This is a genomic window from Halobacteriovorax marinus SJ (assembly GCF_000210915.2).
Lineage (GTDB): Bacteria > Bdellovibrionota > Bacteriovoracia > Bacteriovoracales > Bacteriovoracaceae > Halobacteriovorax > Halobacteriovorax marinus.
In genome coordinates, this window is sequence record NC_016620.1 from 1,924,928 (window position 1) to 1,945,275 (window position 20,348).

Genomic DNA, 20,348 nt, shown 5'->3' on the forward strand with positions numbered 1-20,348 from the left:
TGCTAAACTTATTTTTAAATATAAAAGACTCATTGACTAAGTATTCAATATTCATCATTCCTTTAAGAGAATAAGTAATCAATTCTATTAAATACAATTCAAAAACTCTTTAAAGAAATTTCAAACTTAATAATCCAATTATTTTTGTTATAAACTTTAAACTATGGCGTAAAGCACTTATTAAAGAACTGATAAAATCACATATCCTATAGTTAAAAATAAATACTATAGCTACATGTTGAACTAAACATTCAGAATAGTCACTGCGAATGGTCTTACGATAACTCTCTTTGATTAAACAACACATAATAGCATCTGAAGAAGATATTACTCCGTCGTCTAACGTCTTATTAGACTTCAATCGAGAATGACAAATTCTCTCAGAGAATAACTCTTCAACTTGTTCACTTAAGCTATTTAATAAGTCATTTGGTTTCATACTAATTTTATCACTCACAGAACCTCCTATTTATTGTATGTGAAGATGTTACAAATCTAAAAGCAAACTAGGGGCCAAGTTAATGAGCACATAAATTACTGATAATTCATCCTGAGCAAAGTCCAGAATATAAACTCTGCATGTAAAAAGTAAGCTTGCCCAATATAAAAACAACGCTCTACGAAATTACAAGTTTGGCATGGAGAATGTTGTTATATAGTAACACTAGATAAGAACCTGGTGCCTTGAACCTCCGTATACCCATCCCTCAACCTATCAGCTGACAACTAAGGCCTTTCTCCGATTTGCAGATAAGAACTAATACCCATAGATACCATTACATTTTATTAAATTGATAATCCCTTAGTGAACCTTCTTATTGTTATACGTGAGAAGATTAGCAATATCTAAACTCAAGCGTCATTGAAACTAATGATCTTTAAAGCACAAATTTCTGTATCACAATCAACAGACTTCTTTACTAAGAAAGATGAAGCACTGATAAGCTACCACTGAATAGTAAAGCATACTTACACTACTTGATAGAAATGAAATGATTAGGAGTCATCAACCATCATATACTACAATCAATTTTAACAAACTAAATAAATAGAAGCATTCAACAAAACCTTGAGACCTCATATTACAAAGCGAACAACATTAGAAACAACATCCATTTTGTAAAATTCAAACTACTCTAGAGAAAATTCTTCTTTAAGCTTTAGATCATCTTCGTTGATAGCATCAGGGTCATACTTAACTTCTTCGGCCACACTTAGATCAGGATCATATTTATAGCGATTCTCCCAATCCCGACCGTCCGTTAACTTCTTAACTCTCTGACGGTTTCCGATGCCACTTAAATTTCTTCTTTGGCGACTTTTAGCTCTCCCTTTTTCAAAATTTAATTTTTGCTTTTTTAGATACTCGGCCTTCTCTTTAGAGATAACTTTTGCAAGTGCCATTTTATCTAAAATATTATTAACTGTTTCATCAGCAAACTCAGTTAATTTCTTCTCTTTGAAAGATTGAGCATAGCGAACTGGAGATGGAAGGAGCATCGCCAAGAAGGCCCCCTCTTTTGCAGTTAAACTCTTTGGAGATTTATTAAAGTAATGCTTGGCCGCATCCTTGATTCCATAAATACCATCTCCGTATTGAATAACATTTAAATAAAGCTCTAATATTTTTTCTTTGGAAACCTTATTCTCTAGATACATTGTTGCACCCAACTCTTTTAGCTTTCTCTGTAGAGACCTATCATTAGAAAAGAAGAGATTCTTTGTGAGTTGTTGGGATATTGTACTTGCTCCTCTTAACTTTTCGCCCTTAATACCATCGAGTGCCGCTTCTTTAATCTGAGAAACATCAACACCAACATGTCTAAAGAAATCCCAATCCTCACTCAGCATAATAGCGGAGGTTGCATTGGGTGAGATCGACTTTAATGGACTCCAACCCTTAGGTCTCTTATCTACGATCGTATACTGAACTCCTAATTCATCACTATACGTTGTCTTCACAAATCCTTTTTGAAGTTTATTAATCTCTCCAAACGGGATACTTATTCCTATATAGCCAGCACTAAGACTTATTAATAAGAGAATGAGTGCAATGATAATTTTAGTTTTCTTATGCTTCTTCATATTTATTCCTAGTGAGTAAAGTTAATAGTTTTTTCTTCCATGCCATCTTTAACGGGAAACTTGGAAGTGAATCTCTCAGCTAATGCGGCAATAGTTAGAGATGGGTTTACGGCCAGGTTGCCTGGAATAATACTAGCATCACATACATAGAGACCTTTATACCCGTGAACTTGATTATGACTATTAATAACTGAGTCTTTTGCACTTTCTCCCATAATCGCGCCTCCAAGAATATGTGCAGTCGTTATACTGCCTAGACCAGCTTCAACACTACAGTTTAGAGCAATACCATCTAGTTTATCAGAGGCGATCTCTGCTGATTTTTGAGCGATAGGAATAGAGCTTTTAAGAGGTTCGCCATCAAACTCTCCCTGAATTGATTTTGTAAAAAAGGAGAAAGGACTTCTTCCTAGTTTAAAATTCATCTTGCTATCAATAGATTGCATAACTAAGAGAATAATAGATCTGCTGGCCCAATCCCTAGAGAACTGAGCTTTAATAAAGCGAAATGAGTTCCTAAATAAACTCAAGATCATAAGTATCGGTCTAAGAATTCGACCTCCCTCAGGAGTCAGGGGAGTTGTAAGTAATTTCATAAAATCGCTTCCTCGAGGGTAGCGAACGCCTTCAATCTTTGTAAATTCATCAGGGTTAATTTGTGCCCCAATGGCGAGACCTTTAGAGAGATCGTACTTACTATTAAAAGAGCTCGCCCCTACTAAACTCTCACCATTTGTTCTTATATTAAATCCTAGTGTATGAGAAATATCTGGAAGAGTTCTATATACCTCTTTATTCTTTAGAAGAAGATCCATTGTTCCCATAACACCAGCACTTAGAATAATATTCTTGGCCTTGAAGCTTCTTCTTCTCTTAAAAGTATAACTACCAGGTCTACAGGTTTCTATTTTGTAGGAGTCATCGACTTTGATTATTCTTGTTACTTTAGTTTGAGCAAAGACTCGACATCCCCACTTACGGGCAAAGTAGAGATAGTTTTTAACTAGAGTATTCTTCGCCCCTACTCGACAGCCGATCATACAGCCACCGCACTTAGTACAGGAGGTACGACTTGGCCCATCCCCAGCAAAGTAAGGATCTTCCATTTGTTCACCTAATTGATCAGAGCAGAGAACACCAACTCTTGCAGGCTTAAAAGTTGATTGGCAATTTAGTGTCGTTGCAACTTCTTTTAAAATTCTATCATTATCCTCTATATAAGGATTCTCTATTACACCCAACATCTTTTCTGCCATATCATAGTGAGGGGCAAGAGAGCTGGCGAAACTAGTAGGATTTGGCCAAGGAAGATTTGAGAGAACATCGTCCTTAGGTCTTAGAAGAGTATTCGCGTAGACAAGACTTCCACCGCCAACACCTACGCCATGGAGAACCATTAAATTTTTTAAGATTTTTATTCCTTGAATACCAAAGCACTTTAGGAGAGGGGCCCAAAGAAATTTTCGAATATTCCAATTGGTCTTTGGAAAATCGCTATCTGAATACTCTCGACCTTTCTCAAGAATAGCAACGCTATAGCCTTTCTGAGAGAGCCTACACGCACTCACCGAGCCACCGAACCCGCTACCTATTATGAGAAAATCATATTCATCCATATCCTACCCCAATTGGACCTATTGTAATATAGTGTAACAGGGAGGAAAGTGAGAGTCTAACAATCTGAATATCTATTAAAGTTGACCACATATCAAGGCAGTCCACCCAGAGAGAGAGGCAAAAAAAATGGCCGCTAAAAGCGACCATGAATATATCTTATTTTTCGTAATTAGCTCTTAGGTCGCATCGATATTGACCATAGAGGCTTTGTAAAAGACCGTTGTGGTCTCTGGTCATTTGAATATCTAACATACTCTCACCTAATGTGTAATTGTAATCGTCTTTTAGTAAGTCTATAGCTGCTGCAACACTAAGAGTCTTACCTTGCCACTCCACTGTTACCTTCTCGTTAGAACCCTCTAATTGATTCTTCTTTTGAAGCTTTAATGCAGAGATGATTCTTCTAGCAAAAATTGCACTTTGAGAGTTATTAAAAATCTTATCTCTATCATTACTCACATAAGAGCCTGTTTCACCGAATATATCTTTATTGGTGGCCAAGAAATCATATCCCATCTCGGCCCATTTTTGAGCATACTTCCAAGTGGCCCTAAGATTCTTCGCTGAAACACATGCCTTATCAACCTGATCAGAAGTGAGATCATCAATATTCTTAATATGATAATATCCACCACGCTCGTCTAAATTAGAGCTTGCAAACTTCTTGAAATCTTTAATAAAGAGCTTATTAACTTTGGCACTCTTCTTTCTCATATGATCCACAAAGTCTTTTCCATAATCACCATAGATGTAGTTAATTACTTTATCGTGTGCCTCTAGGATGCGAAGATCAGCACCATCTGCTCCATTCTCACTTGTAAATTCTTTCTTTCCAGTTATAGAGAGAAGTTTAGATTTAAGCTGATTAAGCTCTAAAAGTAGTGCATCTATTTGTGAATTTGTTTTAACACCATTACCACTCTTACTTAAAGTGTCTAGCTTAGAGAAAGTGAGATCTTCTCTTCCTTCAATATTGATGATTACATCTGCTAATTCCTTAGAGGCATCACTTCTTTGAGAGTCTATTTCATTTAATAGTCTTTTAAAGTGATACTTTAGATTCTTTGTATATAGATTAAAAGCAGAGTCACTTAAGTTCTCTAACTCTACGACTTTATCTAAGTGCGAAATTTCGTCAATAGACTCTAGTAAATCCCTTAGAGATCTATTTTGTCTCGATACTCTTTGTCCATTAGTTGGATTAATAAAGTCTGAAACATAGCTATTAATAAGATTATAATTAAAAGTTAATTTATCTAAGATAATATCTCTTTGAGCACTTACAGGAACTTCAGATGATGAGTTAAGCGGTTCAAGAATATCTAATATAGGAATGAAGAACTTTAGTCTCTCTTTTCCAATTGCATCGACGTGTGATTTTCTGATGGATTCAAGTTGAGCATTAATTGTGCTCGTACTTGTTTTAATATCAACTTGAAGTTTCTTTAGAATTACAATGAGTTCTTCAATTTTCGCTAAATCTTTATAGTGAGCATCAGTTGAAATATCCAGAATACCGGCTTCTTGCATCTTAATTCTAACATCGTAGAACGAGCAATTTAACTTTATAAAAGTTAATCTATCTTCATCCTTTTTGAAGTCAAAACGCCCTTCAAAGAGGTTATTAATAAATTTTAATATTGAGCTAACAACGAGTCCACCATATGCGACGGAAACACCAGCAGGAGATGGTGAATAGAGTCCAAATTGTGAGAAATTTTGAATGACATTGGCAGAGTTCTCTAGAAAGCTAGAATCATCTAGATGAGAACACTTATTCTTATTAAATAAAGTATTAAGCCCATTAACTAATGAGGCCATCTGCTCACCGCTTATTCCTGTATTGGCCAAACCATCTGTTTCAGGAACTGTAATTGGATCTTCTCCCCTAGCCTCTCTGGACTGATTAATAGAGTCTTGAATTTCTCTCGCCCCAGTTAAGACTTGATCGAGAGTCCCCTGACTTCCATCGAGACAATCGTCTTTAAAGATAGCTTCAATATTTTTAATACTATTTAAAATAACATCACTTCTAGATGAATTTAGAGGACAGAAAACGGGTCTCGTCTTAAGAGTTAGGTTTCTCTCTTTCAGTTCTTCTATTTTTTTAACAATACTTGGATCCACCTTCGCCTTATCAAGTGCGTTTATACTTGTCGATAGATCGCTAGAACCCATTACTTGTGAGGGTGTTAATGATAGTAAGAGAAATAAAGAGACGATACTTCGATTCACGGATACTCCAATTCATTTAATTAAATACAATGAAGTTAGAGCAAAAAATATACCATTTATATATATTGTGATTACAAATAATTATACCAATAATCTTGTAATATGATTTAACACTGTCTAATTTTTAGTCAGCTACTTATTCTTTGAGTAGAAGTATCTCTCTTTTGATTTCGGTATTTCTTTTCGTATGATGACTTCTTCATTTTGCATAAGTGTTATAGACGAAATGTCTAAATTCTTTGAGAGTAGAGATATAAGCTCTTCTCTATCCATATTACTTTCACGAAGCCTACCGAGGCAGCAGTGCCCTAGTCTTAAGCTACTATCCTCTAGCTCGATTCCTTTACTTAAAGCATAGGGTGTAATTGTATCTAGAAGATATTCCCGATCAGTTTCAAAGAAATTTATATTAAACGAACCTGTCAATCTAGAAAGAGGTCTAATATCATCTTCAATAATCACCTCATCCCTTTCGAGTAAAACCTCTAACCAAGTCTTTCCAATCTGATCGTAGTGAAGAGTAAGATCTCCAAATTGTCCATCTAAACTAAAGAGATGGTTCCAATCGTCCTGAATTTCGATCCCCTTGGCCTCGAAGAATCTACTCGTCACATAGGCCGAAGTAATTTCTTCATCCACTTCATTAACATCAACTGCACTTTGCCACGACTCCAGTTCATGAATATAGTCATTCAGACCACAAATTGCTGAGTGAATTGTCGTATTAGAATCGATCCAAAATTGTGATTTAGAAAACTCATCCCCCATCAGAGTAGAAAAGTGGTGATGAACTTCATGGAGGAGTTCCTGGGTAATCTCCCCTTCGTAGCGATCCTCAATAAAGTAGCGACCATCTTCATTTATCGTATCAATACATTCATTGAGCAAATTGCCTACGAAGTCCTGATCCCTAGGTCCTTGTAGAAAACCTACGTAGCGAGAATTGAGGGAAATTTCTTCACTTAAACAGGAGTGAAATAACTTCAACCAAAAGAAACTTACCGCGTGATCGAGTATATCCCATTCTAATGTAAGTGACTTATCTCTTCCCCACTCAATGGAGAGCCTGCAATCCGAAAATTTATCCTTCATAGATTAATTGTAACCTAAATAAGATTCTTTTTCATTAACTTTACAAAAATGAGAATAGAGCTATGTAGAGCTTCAAGATAAACTAAGCTTTAGAGTAAATTCCTACTTTAAGTATTTTTGATAAAGATGACCTAAAGCGAGAGTTCCTTCCATACAACCTTCATAGAGAACTCTTAACTTCTTAGATTGATCTTCTAACTCTTCATCTGCATGGTCAATTTTCTTAAATTGAGCTTGTAGAGGAAGACAAGACTTCTTTAAAACATTATAGGAAATATACTCATTTAGAGGAAGGCCTTGAGGATCGATTTGATCGACAAAGAACTGACTTAATTCAATATGATTCTTAGCTGCAAGTGTGGCCATACGTTCTTTATAGCTTAACTCTCTCGAACGGGCCGCCATAGATATAAAAAATGCGAATACTAGAACAAACGCTATCTTCATTTATTACTCCATTAATAAACAATTCTTAGATTAATACTGAGCACTAAGTTATGAAAAATCAAGCAAATTATTCAAGTAATTAGAAATTTTTTGACATAGTTCTTGACGGCTTTGACAAAGATCATTCGCAGGTGTGATTTCATAATCACCTTGCAAGAGAAGAGTTTTCAATCCCAAGAGATTAATTCTATCACTCTGCTTATCACCAATCATAAGACTCCCCTCAACTTTACACATTAATTGAGAAAGGGCCTTAAGATGCATACCTGGATTGGGTTTTCTAAGAAGAGAATCAAACTTCCACATCTCTTCTCCCTTGTCCTTGTGGAAGGGACAAATTTCGATATGATCAATCCTTGCACCATTTTCTTGATAGAAGTTCTTTAAATGCTTGTGAAAACTATCCACATCACTAACTTTATACATTCCTCTTGCTATCCCTGCTTGATTAGTAACAATGGCAACAGGAATCCCTAGAACGTTGGCCTCTTTTACAACTTCTAAAATATCTGGATAAATAATTTCATCACTGTACTTATAGACATAGCCACTATCGATATTAATGATTCCATCTCTATCTAAGAGCAGGGCCACTTTTGCAGATGTCATTTTCTTGGGATAATTTACCAAGGGAAGACTTCGACATGTAGATGTTTCTTTTAAAGTGTAGCTTAATCCACTATCTATAAAGCGATCTCTAGGATACTCCCCATCTGTGTACTCATCCAAGAAGACAAAGTTAGTATTCTCTTTAAGACCGAATTTAAAAATATAGTCCCAATCTACAAAAGGATAATCACTGATAGAGAGAGTATTAGCACCACTTTTGTGGACTTCTGTTATTTTAGCAAACTCTGAAAGTTCACTTAGTATAAGCTCACGATCTAACTCAGTATTCTTTATATAGATATTTAACTCACGCATTATCTTTCCTTAATTGAGCAATTGATTTTAAAGGCGGCACTGGTAAATTTATTCATTGGCTTTACTCTAATTTGTAAGCGTAGAGTGTCTAATAGAATTTCAAATGAACTAATTCCTTCTTTTAGAGGAGCAATTTGTACTTCTTTTGAAATTAAGTCTTTAGAATTGACGATATGAACTCCACCTAATTGATATTTCTCTTTTTGGATTTCTTTGTGAAAACACGACACTTGCATAATATCACTATTTCCAATTCCAATGAGTGGAAGAAGCGACTTTAGAAAAAGCTCTCTATTTTCTTCATAGAGACTTACAAGACATGAATAAATCTCTCCTACACAGTCATAGTAGGTTTGAACGACTATTTCATTCAATTCTTTTGGAAGTTGGCCCGGCAATTCACTAAAGCCTGCCTCTGTCCAACGATGATCAAAGCGTCCAAAGTACTCTAGAGAGGCACGCTCATGTAGATCTCTTGCCATTTCCTGAAATCTTCTCTCAACTCCCTCATTAATTAAGTCTTGAAAGTAAGTATTTCTAGAAAACTCTTTAAAATATTGAGAAATAAAACTCTTAACACCCGCACTCTTTGTATTGACGAAAGCATTGGACTTACACAATTTAAGTGAAATTGGAATAAAGCTCTCTTCGACTTGGATGAGAATATCAGCTTCGTCCCAAGTCTTATCGTGAGACCCTCCTGCACTCTTACCAATGACTAAAACCTTGGTGACACCATCTGGTACTTGCTCGACAATTTTTGAAGCGACCTGTTGGGATAGAATAGGCAGAGATTTGATAAGTGAGGGCTCATGAACTCTAAGCCAGTGATCATACTCTGTTAATTGACGTCTGATCTCACCACCAAAAGAGCGAATAAAATCCCCTTCAATAGCGAAGTGCCTGGCCAGACTTTGAGCAACTAAATACTCAAAGAGATTACCTTTAAATTCATTAATAAGGGCCTCTTTTTGGGCCTTAGTGTCAATGGGTTGATATTCGCGCATATTTTTTTCAACTTATCGGAAAAAGAAGTTTTCAATTTCATTATAGTCTACTAAACTTAACAACGAATTATCAAATTCCAAAAGAAACTTGGAAAGGAAGCGCATAAATGGAGAACTTCCCCTCTGTTTTAGAGTCAATTAAAGACTTGAATAAGCGGCAAATTGATGGAGTCCTTAACTTGGCCCATAAATTAAAAAACCGCTCAGACACCCGTTTCTCTTTTCCAAATAAAACACCAATCATTGCCACCTCTTTTCTCGAAAATTCAACTAGAACAAAACACTCCTTTGAAATAGCTATTTCAAAGCTTGGTTGTACTTATATTGATTTTGATGCTGAAACTTCGTCTCTAAAAAAAGGTGAGACCCTTAAGCAGACACTCCTTACTCTAAATGATCAAGGAGTAGATTTATGTGTGATCAGAACATCGGTTTCTAATCAGCTCAGTGAATTTAAAGAACAGCCCCCTATTAAGATCATAAACGGTGGAGATGGGACTAACGAGCACCCGACACAGGCCCTTTTAGATGTATTCACCTTAATAGAGAATAATATATCATTAGAAGGAAAGGTCTTCTGCATTGCTGGTGACAATATTCACTCTCGTGTAGGACATTCCCTTATTGAACTACTCCCACAATTTGGGGCGAAGGTTTTATTATTTGGTCCCAAAGAATATTTACCAAATATCACCACAGATAAAAATATCACTATCACTCACTCTAGAGATGAAGTTTTAGAGAAAGCGGACATCTTATACCTCTTAAGAATTCAAACAGAGAGGCATGGGAATTTAAAGAGTATAGAAAATTATAGCGAACAGTATGGCTTTACGCTTAAAATGATAGAAGCACTAAATAAGAAACTTCCAGTCCTCCATCCCGGCCCTGCCAATATAGGTGTTGAGATCTGTGAAGAGTTAATTAATTCAAAATACTACTTAGGTCATGAACAAGTGAGAAATTCAATCTACTTAAGAATGGCCCTAGTTCAATCTATGTTACAAAACGGAGCAAAGAACATTGGGTTCGAAGAAAATACATTTTTTAAATTCTAAATCCCACTTCTCTGATTTCATTATAAATTTCATATACAGCATTGTTTTCTTTAAAATAAGGGAGAGACTTACTCATGTCTAATAACTTTGAATTTAACACATCACTTGAACAATCTACTGTCTACCTCCATTTTGACGATGGCATGAGATTTAAGGCCACTGTAAATAGGCCTAGCGATGACCCTGAGTTGGCAATAGGAATCTGGGGAGAAGCTGCGTTCACTACAGGTATGAGTGGATATCAAGAGACAGTTACCGATCCATCTTTCTTAGGTCAGCATATTATCTTTTCAAATTCCCATATCGGAAATTATGAATACGATGAAAGGGTCTCGCAGTCAGATAAAATTCATGGGACTTCGATTATTGCAAGAAATATCTCTCCCAACCAATTATTCTTAAATACTGATATACCACTCGTCTCAAATCTAGATACTAGAAAGCTCGTAAAGTACTTAGTTAATAAAAAAGGTGCGCACAAGTCGGTACTTACAACGAGAGAAGACTCTCCAAGTGCTAGTGAATTTCAAAATGCAGAGCTCACTTGTAATAAATTGGAATTAGTCTCAAGAGAGAAGAAAGAAGTCCTCATTGAAGGAGATAGACCAATCGTCGTTATAGACTACGGTATAAAGAGTGCTATTTTAAATAATTTAAAAAATTTAAAAAGACCACTGATTGTCGTTCCTCACTCAGTAAGTGCCAAAGAAGTAAAGTCACTCGATCCTTCACTTATTTTCCTCTCCAATGGGCCGGGAGACCCGAGAGAATATCACAGAGAGATAGAAGTTGTTAAAGAACTACTTGTCATGGATATTCCAATGAGAGGTATTTGCTTAGGACACCAGCTCATCTCACTTGCCCTTGGTAGTGAAATCATTAAACTTCCCTTTGGACAGAGAGGTGTCAATCATCCATGTTTTGATAAAGTAAGTGGAGAAATTCTCATTACAAGTCAAAACCACGGCTATAGTGTTGAAGAGAAAAGCTTTGAAAAATTGGCCACGAATAATATTACAAAAAGAGATTTCTTTATCCAACATATCTCCCTATTTGATTTATCTGTAGAGGGTATCTCCACAACTGATCACATAGTAAAGAGTGTACAATTTCATCCTGAATCAAATCCTGGACCTAGCGACGCCCATATCTTCTTCACTGAAATTGAAAACTTTTTAAATAGTAAAAATCTAGAAATTATTTCTAAAGAAGACCTTCACCCAATGATCAATGTTCACAAAGGTGTGAAGAAAGAAGTTCCATATAAGAAGATTTTACTCATTGGTTCTGGGCCCATTAAAATAGGACAGGCCAGTGAGTTTGACTACTCTGGTACTCAAGCATGTAAAGCACTCAAAGAAGAAGGAATTGATGTCGTTCTTTTAAACTCAAACCCTGCTACAATAATGACTGATCCTGACATGGCCTATAGAACTTATATTGAGCCAATTACCAAGGACACAATTAAGAAGATTATTCAAAAAGAGAATGTAGATGCTGTACTCTCGACCATGGGAGGCCAGACAGCACTAAATATTTGTATAGAACTAGAAGAAGAAAATTACTTGGCGAGTAATGGTGTGGCCCTTTTAGGTGCAAATGTCGATACCATCAATAGAACAGAAGATAGAGCGCTCTTTGCTCTAGAGTTAGATAAACTTGGATACCAAACAGGAAAGAGATTTAGGGCACACTCAAAAGAAGAGGCCATAGAACTAGCGAGTACAAGTGTGGGCTACCCTCTCATTATCAGAAGGGACTTTGCTCTCGGTGGAAAAGGCGCTGCACTTGTTCACAATCTAGATGATTTAAACGAAGTTTTTACTAGTGATTTAAAATTTCCTATTACAATGGAGAAGTCCCTACTAGGTTGGAAAGAGTTAGAGCTAGAGGTGATGGTTGATAAGGATAGAAATGGAGTCATTATCTGCTCCATTGAAAATATTGACCCATGTGGGATTCATACTGGAGACTCCATTACAGTTGCACCTGCTCAAACTATAAGTGATAGATGCTATCAACAGCTAAGAACAATGTCTTTAACCATTGCCAAACATATGGGAGTAGTTGCAGGAGGGGCCAATGTTCAATTTGCAATCAACCCTATGGATGAAGATGATATTGTCGTTATTGAGATGAACCCAAGAGTCTCTAGATCTTCGGCCCTTGCTTCTAAGGCAACTGGCTACCCTATCGCTAAAATCTCTGCTCTACTCGCTATCGGATACACCCTTAGAGAAATATTAAACGATATTACCAAGGCGTCACCTGTGGCCTTTGAGCCAACTCTAGATTATGTTGCGATAAAAATACCAATCTTTCCTTTTTCAAAATTTCCATCCTCTTCACAAGAGCTTGGACCACAAATGAGATCTGTTGGAGAAGTTTTGGCCCTTGGAAGTTCATTTAATGAAGCCTTCTTAAAGGCCCTTCGCTCATTAGAGCTGGGACTTGAAATCCCTTCTCTTTCACAACTTAAAACGGCACCAGTAACTTTAAATAGAGAATATATCGAGCAGAGACTTAAGAACCCACTTCAGCTCTCACTGCTAAGTGCTCTCGAAGGACTTAGACAAGAGATGAGCGTAGATGAAGTTTACGAGCAATCAAAAATTTCTAAATGGTTTATTGAGCAGGTCATGCAAATCTATATTGCTGAACAGAAGCTTAAATTGGATAAAGAACTCTTAAACGATAAGGAACAATTACTAAGCTATAAGCGCTTAGGTTTCTCAGATAAATATCTCGCACTTCTTACTGATTGCGGACAAAGAGATATTTTAAAAAGAAGATTTGATCACAGTATTTTCCCTGTCTATAAAGCTGTCGATACTTGTTCTGGCGAATTTAATGCGAGAACTCCTTACTTCTACTCTACTTACTGGGAAGAGAACGAGGCCACACAACTTTCTAAAAGCAATGAATCAGAGTCAGTAGTGATACTTGGATCGGGACCAAATAGAATTGGGCAAGGGATAGAGTTTGACTACTCTTGTGTTAAGTCATGTCAGCAACTCAAGACCGATGGACTTAGCTCTATTATGATCAACTCCAACCCAGAAACAGTCAGTACCGATTATGATAGTTCTGATAGACTCTACCTAAGTCCTCTCTACTCAGAAGATCTCTTCGATATCTTGCTCAATGAGAATCCGTATGGAGTCATCACTTCATTCTCGGGTCAGACGGGTATTAATATTCGATCTTATATCGAAGATAGCTTTAGAAAAGAATTCAAGACTTTCAACTTTCTAGGTGCAGATCTAAACACTCTAAACTTAACCGAAGATAGAAAATTATTCAGTATGGTTTCAAAGAAAGTCTCCCTTTCTCATACGAAGTCGATGGAAGTACAAGGGTATAAGAATTTAATCAATGCTCTTACTGAAATAGGTCTTCCAGTAATTATTAGACCTAGCTTTGTGATTGGCGGAGAGAGTATGTACATCTTCCACTCCCATGACGATATAGAAAACCTACCGCGACCACTTCTAGACCAACTAAAGAATAGCTCTACTATTTTTCAAGTTGAGACTTATTTAGAAGAGGCCATTGAATATGACGTGGACTTAATTCGAGATAACCAAGGAAATTGTGTCTTCACAGTTTGTGAGCACATTGAATATGCAGGAGTTCACTCTGGAGACTCAGGAATGATTTCTCCACCAGTAAGGTTAAGCAAAGAGCTTCATGAACAAATGCGAGAGATTTCAGAAAGTCTTGCAAAAGAACTCAATATTATTGGACCTATTAATTTTCAATATGCCGTAAAAGATAATTCTATTTACTGTATTGAGGCCAATCCAAGAGGCTCTAGAACTCTACCTTTCTTAAGTAAAGCAGTGAATTTCTCTCTCCCTCAAATTGCAACCAGAGCAATGCTTGGAAAGAGTATCACACCATGGCACCGAACAGATAGTGACCACTACTGCGTAAAGCAATCTACTTTTCCATTTGACCGCTTTATACAGGACAATATTATTCTTGGACCAAAGATGAGATCTACTGGGGAAACACTAGGAATAGATAAGAGTAAAGATCATGCAATATTAAAATCATATCTTGGAAATTATCCCAATATTAATCGTCCAGGTAAGATCCTCATGTCCTTAGCGGATCACAGTAAGGCAGCTGTGCTTCCCTACTTAAAAATGCTGCAAGAGAAGGGATATACTTTCTGCGCAACTGGAGGAACATGTAGATTCATCAAGAACCAAGGTATTGAGTGTGAACAAGTTGCAAAAATTGATGAAGAAGAAAATCGTTCATTGATTGATGTATTAAAAGAAGAAGATATTGTTATGGTCTTTAATACTCCACTAGATAAAGGGGAATCTAAATCAGATGGAGAGCATATTAGAAACTCCGCAATTACTTATGCCATTCCTTGCTTTACGAGAGTAGAAAATATTGTTGCCGTGATCGAATCAATTACAGGAAGCGAATTAGAATCTCTCCAACCGATTAGTCTTCAGGAGATTCACTAATGAGTATTCTTGATAGAGTTTACGTTGCATTAGATAACTTAGAAAAAGAAGAAGTCTATACATTTCTAGACAGTAGTAATGGGCGAATCAAGGCCGTAAAGATAGGGCTAGAACTCTATAATAAATACGGTAGAGAGATTGTTGAGAGTATTGCAACAAAGTATAAAGTCGATATCTTCTTAGATTTAAAATTACACGATATTCCCAATACAGTTGCAGGCGCAATTGCATCTCTTGAAGGTTTACCAATAAGCTTTCTCACAATTCATCTAAGTGGTGGATTGAAAATGATTGACTCGTCATCAAAGGCAAGAGACAAATACCTTCCCAACTGTAAAATCCTTGGAGTTAGTCTATTAACTTCACTAGATGAAAATGATATCGAAGAGATATGGGGAATATCTGATCAAAAGAATCTCTTCTCTACATTATTTCTTCTCGCTAAGAAAGGTGGCGCTGATGGGATTGTTTGTTCTGCAAATGAACTCGAAATCCTTCACGCTTTAGACCTTGGACTAGAGAGTATGTGTCCAGGTATCAGATTTGAAGATGAGATTGCTCACGGAAACTTAAGTGACCAAAAGAGAGTTCTCACCCCTTCTGACGCCACTGAAGCTGGAGCTGACTACTTAGTAATGGGGAGGTCCCTTACTAAGGCCAAAAACCTAGCGAAGCGACTGGAAGAACTATCATCATAGAAAAGTGCCTACTTTAATTGGTAGTGAGTTTATTAATATTCTCCTGATTTAAGTAGCTTAAGTAAAAAGCTAACTAAAAAGCTTCTATTCACCGATACTTTATAGTGAAGACTATTAAGGAATCGCAATGAAAGCTTTTTTTACAACATTTTTACTTCTCATTAATTCTGGAGTTTATGCAGATCTTGTAAGCGAAGAACTGAGTGCGAAGAATGGTATTAACTGTCTAAAGCAACAATATGGAATATTTGACTCCAAGAATTTAGAGAATATTAGTAATAAAGTTAACTGTAACCAAGAAGTCTCAATTACTAATGAAAATAAAATTGTTAACTTAGACTGTCCAAGTAATCCGATATTTCAAAACTTCCTAAAGAATGAGTCATCTACGTATAAGAAGAATAACTGTCTAAGAATAGACAGAAATAAATCTCCATCAATATTTGAAAATATAAATTGTGATTGTGTCACTGAGTCGCTTAAAAATGATTACAAAGATAAGTATGATCAAAAAAGAAGAGAATTTAAAGATCAACTTCAAGCAAAGTTACAAGATAATATTGGGAAGAGATTAAAAAAGAAAATAGAATACATAAAAAACAGTCAAATACTTCTAGCTAGAGGTCACTCTAATAGAGGCTGTTTTAATAGCCCAATGTTTGCAAAACACTTGCGAAGAATGAATGAAAGTGACAATTGCCGAGCAGGAAGTGAAGAAGCAATTAAGAGAATGGGCGCTTTCTTTGGAGATGAATTTAATATTGCTGATACTAAGAATTTACCTGAGGCCATCAATTCACTTATAGATGGTATTAATAACCACTCTTCACTTGGTAGTGGAATGAATTATTCTGCCAATTCATGCTTTGCGGACCCAGCACAAATGGAGAGAAAATATATTAATATGAAGTATGATGCTAAGCTTGTAGGATTAAAGTCTACATTCTCAGACTTCATCAAAAATAATAGCTTAAACTCCCCTTACTTAAATCAGAATTTTAATAATTACGTAAAAGAGAAAGGCATTGACCTTCATCCTCATATTCGTTCCCTATCTAAAAATCATTTAAGAGACTTACTTATAGAAATCGATAATGACAAGAGAGATAAAGAGCTAACACTCAATGACCTTTTCAAAGGTGCAAACGGTCACAAGTGGTTAAAGAATCTTGGGATGGCCAGTAGAGGAGAATGTGTATCTATAGCAAACCAGATAAGTGACCTCATATGCGAAGATGCCGGCCTGGCCTATGACGACCCTACCCTCGTAGAAGAGTTCTTACAAAATGATGAAGAATATAAGAATAAGAACTTGTTAAACCTTAAGAGTCTCTACTGTGAAAATAAAGACCTACATTCTGTTGATCCAGAAGGAAAGTTACTAATTTATCAAAATAAATTAAATACAAATAGAGCCTTCATTATTGGAAACTTTCAAACGAAGCAGATGACTTCTATGATTACAAATATCTTCAATAATAAACCTGAAGATGCTCTCAAAGATATGCAAGAAGCGGTAGATCAAGGAACTGCTCACATACCTAGGGACTCACATGGCCTTAACTCTCAGAAGATGAAGAGAATTAATGGAATAATGAACTTTATGTTTGTGGCAAACTCAGACTTACTTAGAAATGAAAATAGATCTAAGCGACAAGGTGAAGAAGTTGATAGAGAGAGAAGACGCAAGTCATTTTCAACTTTCTTTGAAGGGATTGCTAAAGCGAGAAGATCACTACTCGACAAGCAAGAAAGAGATATTAGAAATATTGCAAAAGAAGTCTACGATATAAAGAAACCGAGTCAGGATCTTAATCAATTTACAGAAAGATTTGTAAATAATTACAAAGACAGACGCTATACCAAAAAGATTACAGATAAGCTTGAAAGCTTCTCTCCAGATAGAGACGATGAAATTAAATCATTAGAGTGTCAAAGTAACTTCTCAAATATCTACTGTTCCATTAAAGGAAACCTTGGTCCACAAGTTAAGGAAAGTTGTTTGGATCAAATTGGATCACAATCAGTTGTAGAGATGATCAATGGAGCAAGCCCAGATCATAAGTTTCAAAATTTTTGTAATGCCCAGTCTCTTATCCAAAGAGATACTGTTGCTGGTTTACTAACGTATATTAAAGATCAAATTAGTAAGAAGCCAGACCTATGTCTTGAGATGACAAATAACGACTATAGAGATCAATATGCTTCTCTAAATAGAGATTCTACAATAGGTAGTGCGTACTTTGAGTCCTATACTGGAGAGGTTACTTCCCTATTTGATGGCTTCACTGATAGTAAGAATTTTGTTGAAATCGATGATGTAAATGACGATTCAGCTATAAGTGTAGATCCTAGTGAAAATGCGAATATTGTAGAAAGAGCTCCAGCGAGTAGTCCGCAAGAGATCCCAAGTAGTAGTAGTGGTGGACTATTTTCAAATTTTAATTTCTTTAAAGATAATAAAAATGAAAGTAAGAAAGACTCATCTATAAAGGATGATGCAATAATATCTGAAGAAGATTTAAAGAATAAATCTAATCAAGAACTAATGGATTATATCTCTAAATTAGAGGATATTATTAAAAATAAGGAAAATACTGTTGCTGATATTGAGGCAAAAGACGAAAATTCTACCAGTATAAATCCAGAATTAGAAAAGCTTCGAAAAGAATTAGAAGAGCTAAAAGCAAAGTCGTCTCTTGTTAAGAAAAAAATTGAAGAAAATAACCAGCAAGTCGACACACCTAAAAGTATTGCTAGACCTAAGATCTCCAATACTCCATTTCAAGGTCTAGGAAAGCCATCTGCAAGTACTTCTTCAGAGAGAAAGAGTAGTGCTCAGCAAATTGAGGAAGTGCCAAGAAGTGAGAGTGATATCTCCACTCCACAACAAAGTACAAATACTCCAAGTTCTTCAACTGGAAACTCTATTAGTCTTTCCCTTAACGAGCAATTTGATGAAATTCTCAGTAGACCAAATAGCGATGGAGAAGTTGAAATATTCTTTAATGATCAGAAATTTACAATTGAAGTTAAAGAGAATGATAACGGTGAAATGGTTTGTAAATTTGCGGATGAAGAGCTCAATAGCGAAAATGCTGAGGAGTTAGATGAAATCTGTAAGAAGTACGTAGAATCTCTTACAAGACATAATGATGCTAAAAAACTGACAGCAGAAAAGAAGGATAAAAAAAGAGAGATCGCAACGGAGGCCCCTAAAGAGCAGAAGCGATCTCAAAAATTCAAAGTAGAGGATCTAAATAAAGTTTTAAATAATTAAAGATCCCAATAACTCTCTTCTAAGGACTGCTCTTTTGTTGGTAGTCCTTGATAGAGTCTTGGAGAATTCTGCTTCAAGACTTCATAACTTACCCTATTAGCATACTTACAAACCTGATGAATTGACGAATAAGTTAGAAACTCAGTCTCATGCTTAGGAGAATTAGGGATTAATTCTTTATGATAACTATTTGCAGATATATCATGTAATACTGCCGCAAGAGCAGCATCACCGGCACCATTGGTATTCTTAATTTCACCAGGGCCACCCATATATGGATTAATATGTGTATAAATCTTTATTGGCTTTATACAACTAGCTTTCTTCATGGCCCTTGAGTATTCATACTTATTATACTCAGAAATTGACTTACTATGAATAAGGTCTTTAGTCTCTCTGGCCATAGACTCATCAACATGACCACAAATATAGAGTCCTCTCTTTCCTACAGTCAATAAAGTCATATCAACGTAATCTAAACTCTTTTCACCAGCAAGGAGAGGGTCAGTTTCTAGAAATAACTCTTTTGCCTCTTGCTCATTCATGGCCACAATAGTTACATAATTCTTTAAAATATCCAGGAAGAACTCTCTCTTCTCAGCAACAAGACTTGAAGTTCCTAGAGAAAGGATTACGGGCACATTAGATTTTTTGGCCACTTCAATGGCCTTCATCGTTGATTTAAATAATGGAGAGCTCTCATCTCTTAAGAGATAAGTAGAAATCAGTAGAGAACTTGCTCCACTGATAACATTTTCAGGAATGAATTCACTATCTAGCTCATTCATTATCCCCTTACCTATAGCAAAACTTCTCTCATGATCAGGAGTGAGAAAACACATGGCCCTTGCCATCTTTCCCTCTTTAGGCTGAAGATATGAGAAATCAACTTTAGAACTGGTTGTACAAATATATTTAAAGGCATAGTCACCGACGTGAATATTCTTGCAGATAGTTCCAAGTGCTATGGATTTATCATCAGATAAAATCGAGTAATTATGTAAAGTATTTCCGATGGCACCACCAGCATACTCTCCAATAATTCTATCTTCATTTACGAGCGTTTGGTAAATCTCTTCCACCAATTTATCATCTAAGACACAAGACTCACCCTTAGGAATAGAATATTTCTGAAGAAACTCATCATCAACTTCAACTTCTATATCAACAAGAAGCTGATCAATTCCAACAAGGTAAATATTCTCCTTTCTAGAAAAATCAGTATCAAAAGAAACCCTCCCTGTATCGGCAACAGGAAAGTAGTGCTTGGTTTTTCTCTTACCAGGAAATCTCATATAAGCCTCAATTTTTTACGTATTATTAATAATTTATACTGAAAATACGTTTGTGAGAAGAAGGTGTAGTCATATTTTCATAAAGCAATTGTTTCCCCATTCAAACAATTGAAATCAGGGGAC

General features: G+C 36.0%; 13 protein-coding genes. 4 read left to right on the plus strand and 9 right to left on the minus strand.

Annotated elements, in window-relative coordinates; genetic code table 11:
• Positions 1-109 precede the first annotated feature (109 nt).
• The 8 genes from BMS_RS09130 to BMS_RS09165 all read right to left on the minus strand — a co-directional run bounded on the left by BMS_RS09130 (position 110) and on the right by BMS_RS09165 (position 9,407).
• The gene (locus tag BMS_RS09130; protein WP_044557462.1) at positions 110-457 is read right to left on the minus strand and encodes a hypothetical protein; all 348 of its coding nucleotides are present in this window, start codon (positions 455-457) and stop codon (positions 110-112) included.
• 674 nt (positions 458-1,131) lie between these two features.
• Positions 1,132-2,085, minus strand: a complete 954-nt coding sequence (locus tag BMS_RS16945; RefSeq protein ID WP_014244527.1) for a biosynthetic peptidoglycan transglycosylase — start codon at positions 2,083-2,085, stop codon at positions 1,132-1,134.
• Between the two features lie 8 nt (positions 2,086-2,093).
• Positions 2,094-3,701: a GMC family oxidoreductase gene (locus tag BMS_RS09140; RefSeq protein ID WP_014244528.1), complete on the minus strand. Its 1,608-nt coding sequence runs from the start codon at positions 3,699-3,701 to the stop codon at positions 2,094-2,096.
• Between the two features lie 157 nt (positions 3,702-3,858).
• Positions 3,859-5,937 carry a hypothetical protein gene (locus tag BMS_RS09145; RefSeq protein WP_014244529.1) on the minus strand — a complete coding sequence of 693 codons (2,079 nt, stop codon included), beginning with the start codon at positions 5,935-5,937 and terminating at the stop codon, positions 3,859-3,861.
• Positions 5,938-6,069: 132 nt separating this feature from the next.
• Positions 6,070-7,029 (minus strand): hypothetical protein, encoded by a 960-nt coding sequence (locus BMS_RS09150; protein WP_014244530.1) that lies wholly within the window; start codon positions 7,027-7,029, stop codon positions 6,070-6,072.
• Positions 7,030-7,131: 102 nt separating this feature from the next.
• Positions 7,132-7,476: a hypothetical protein gene (locus BMS_RS09155; protein WP_014244531.1), complete on the minus strand. Its 345-nt coding sequence runs from the start codon at positions 7,474-7,476 to the stop codon at positions 7,132-7,134.
• Between the two features lie 48 nt (positions 7,477-7,524).
• On the minus strand, positions 7,525-8,400 hold the full coding sequence (locus BMS_RS16950; protein WP_052590640.1) for a D-glycero-alpha-D-manno-heptose-1,7-bisphosphate 7-phosphatase: 876 nt from the start codon (positions 8,398-8,400) through the stop codon (positions 7,525-7,527).
• The gene (locus BMS_RS09165; protein WP_014244533.1) at positions 8,400-9,407 is read right to left on the minus strand and encodes a hypothetical protein; all 1,008 of its coding nucleotides are present in this window, start codon (positions 9,405-9,407) and stop codon (positions 8,400-8,402) included. Before BMS_RS09165 ends, BMS_RS16950 begins: the two co-directional genes overlap by 1 nt.
• A gap of 107 nt (positions 9,408-9,514) precedes the next feature.
• Between BMS_RS09165 and BMS_RS09170 the strand changes: the two genes are divergently transcribed.
• The 4 genes from BMS_RS09170 to BMS_RS09185 all read left to right on the plus strand — a co-directional run bounded on the left by BMS_RS09170 (position 9,515) and on the right by BMS_RS09185 (position 18,930).
• Positions 9,515-10,465, plus strand: coding sequence for an aspartate carbamoyltransferase catalytic subunit (locus BMS_RS09170; RefSeq protein WP_014244534.1), 951 nt, complete (start codon positions 9,515-9,517; stop codon positions 10,463-10,465).
• Positions 10,466-10,539: 74 nt separating this feature from the next.
• Complete coding sequence (gene carB, locus BMS_RS09175; protein WP_014244535.1) at positions 10,540-14,952, plus strand: carbamoyl-phosphate synthase large subunit; 4,413 nt, start codon at positions 10,540-10,542, stop codon at positions 14,950-14,952.
• The gene (pyrF, locus tag BMS_RS09180) at positions 14,952-15,650 is read left to right on the plus strand and encodes an orotidine-5'-phosphate decarboxylase (RefSeq protein WP_014244536.1); all 699 of its coding nucleotides are present in this window, start codon (positions 14,952-14,954) and stop codon (positions 15,648-15,650) included. The genes carB and pyrF overlap by 1 nt, the downstream gene beginning before the upstream one ends.
• Positions 15,651-15,777: 127 nt before the next feature.
• Positions 15,778-18,930, plus strand: a complete 3,153-nt coding sequence (locus tag BMS_RS09185) for a hypothetical protein (RefSeq protein ID WP_014244537.1) — start codon at positions 15,778-15,780, stop codon at positions 18,928-18,930.
• Here the strand turns inward: BMS_RS09185 and BMS_RS09190 are convergent.
• On the minus strand, positions 18,927-20,225 hold the full coding sequence (locus BMS_RS09190) for an inosine/guanosine kinase (RefSeq protein WP_014244538.1): 1,299 nt from the start codon (positions 20,223-20,225) through the stop codon (positions 18,927-18,929). The genes BMS_RS09185 and BMS_RS09190 overlap by 4 nt on opposite strands.
• Between the last annotated feature and the right edge of the window lie 123 nt (positions 20,226-20,348).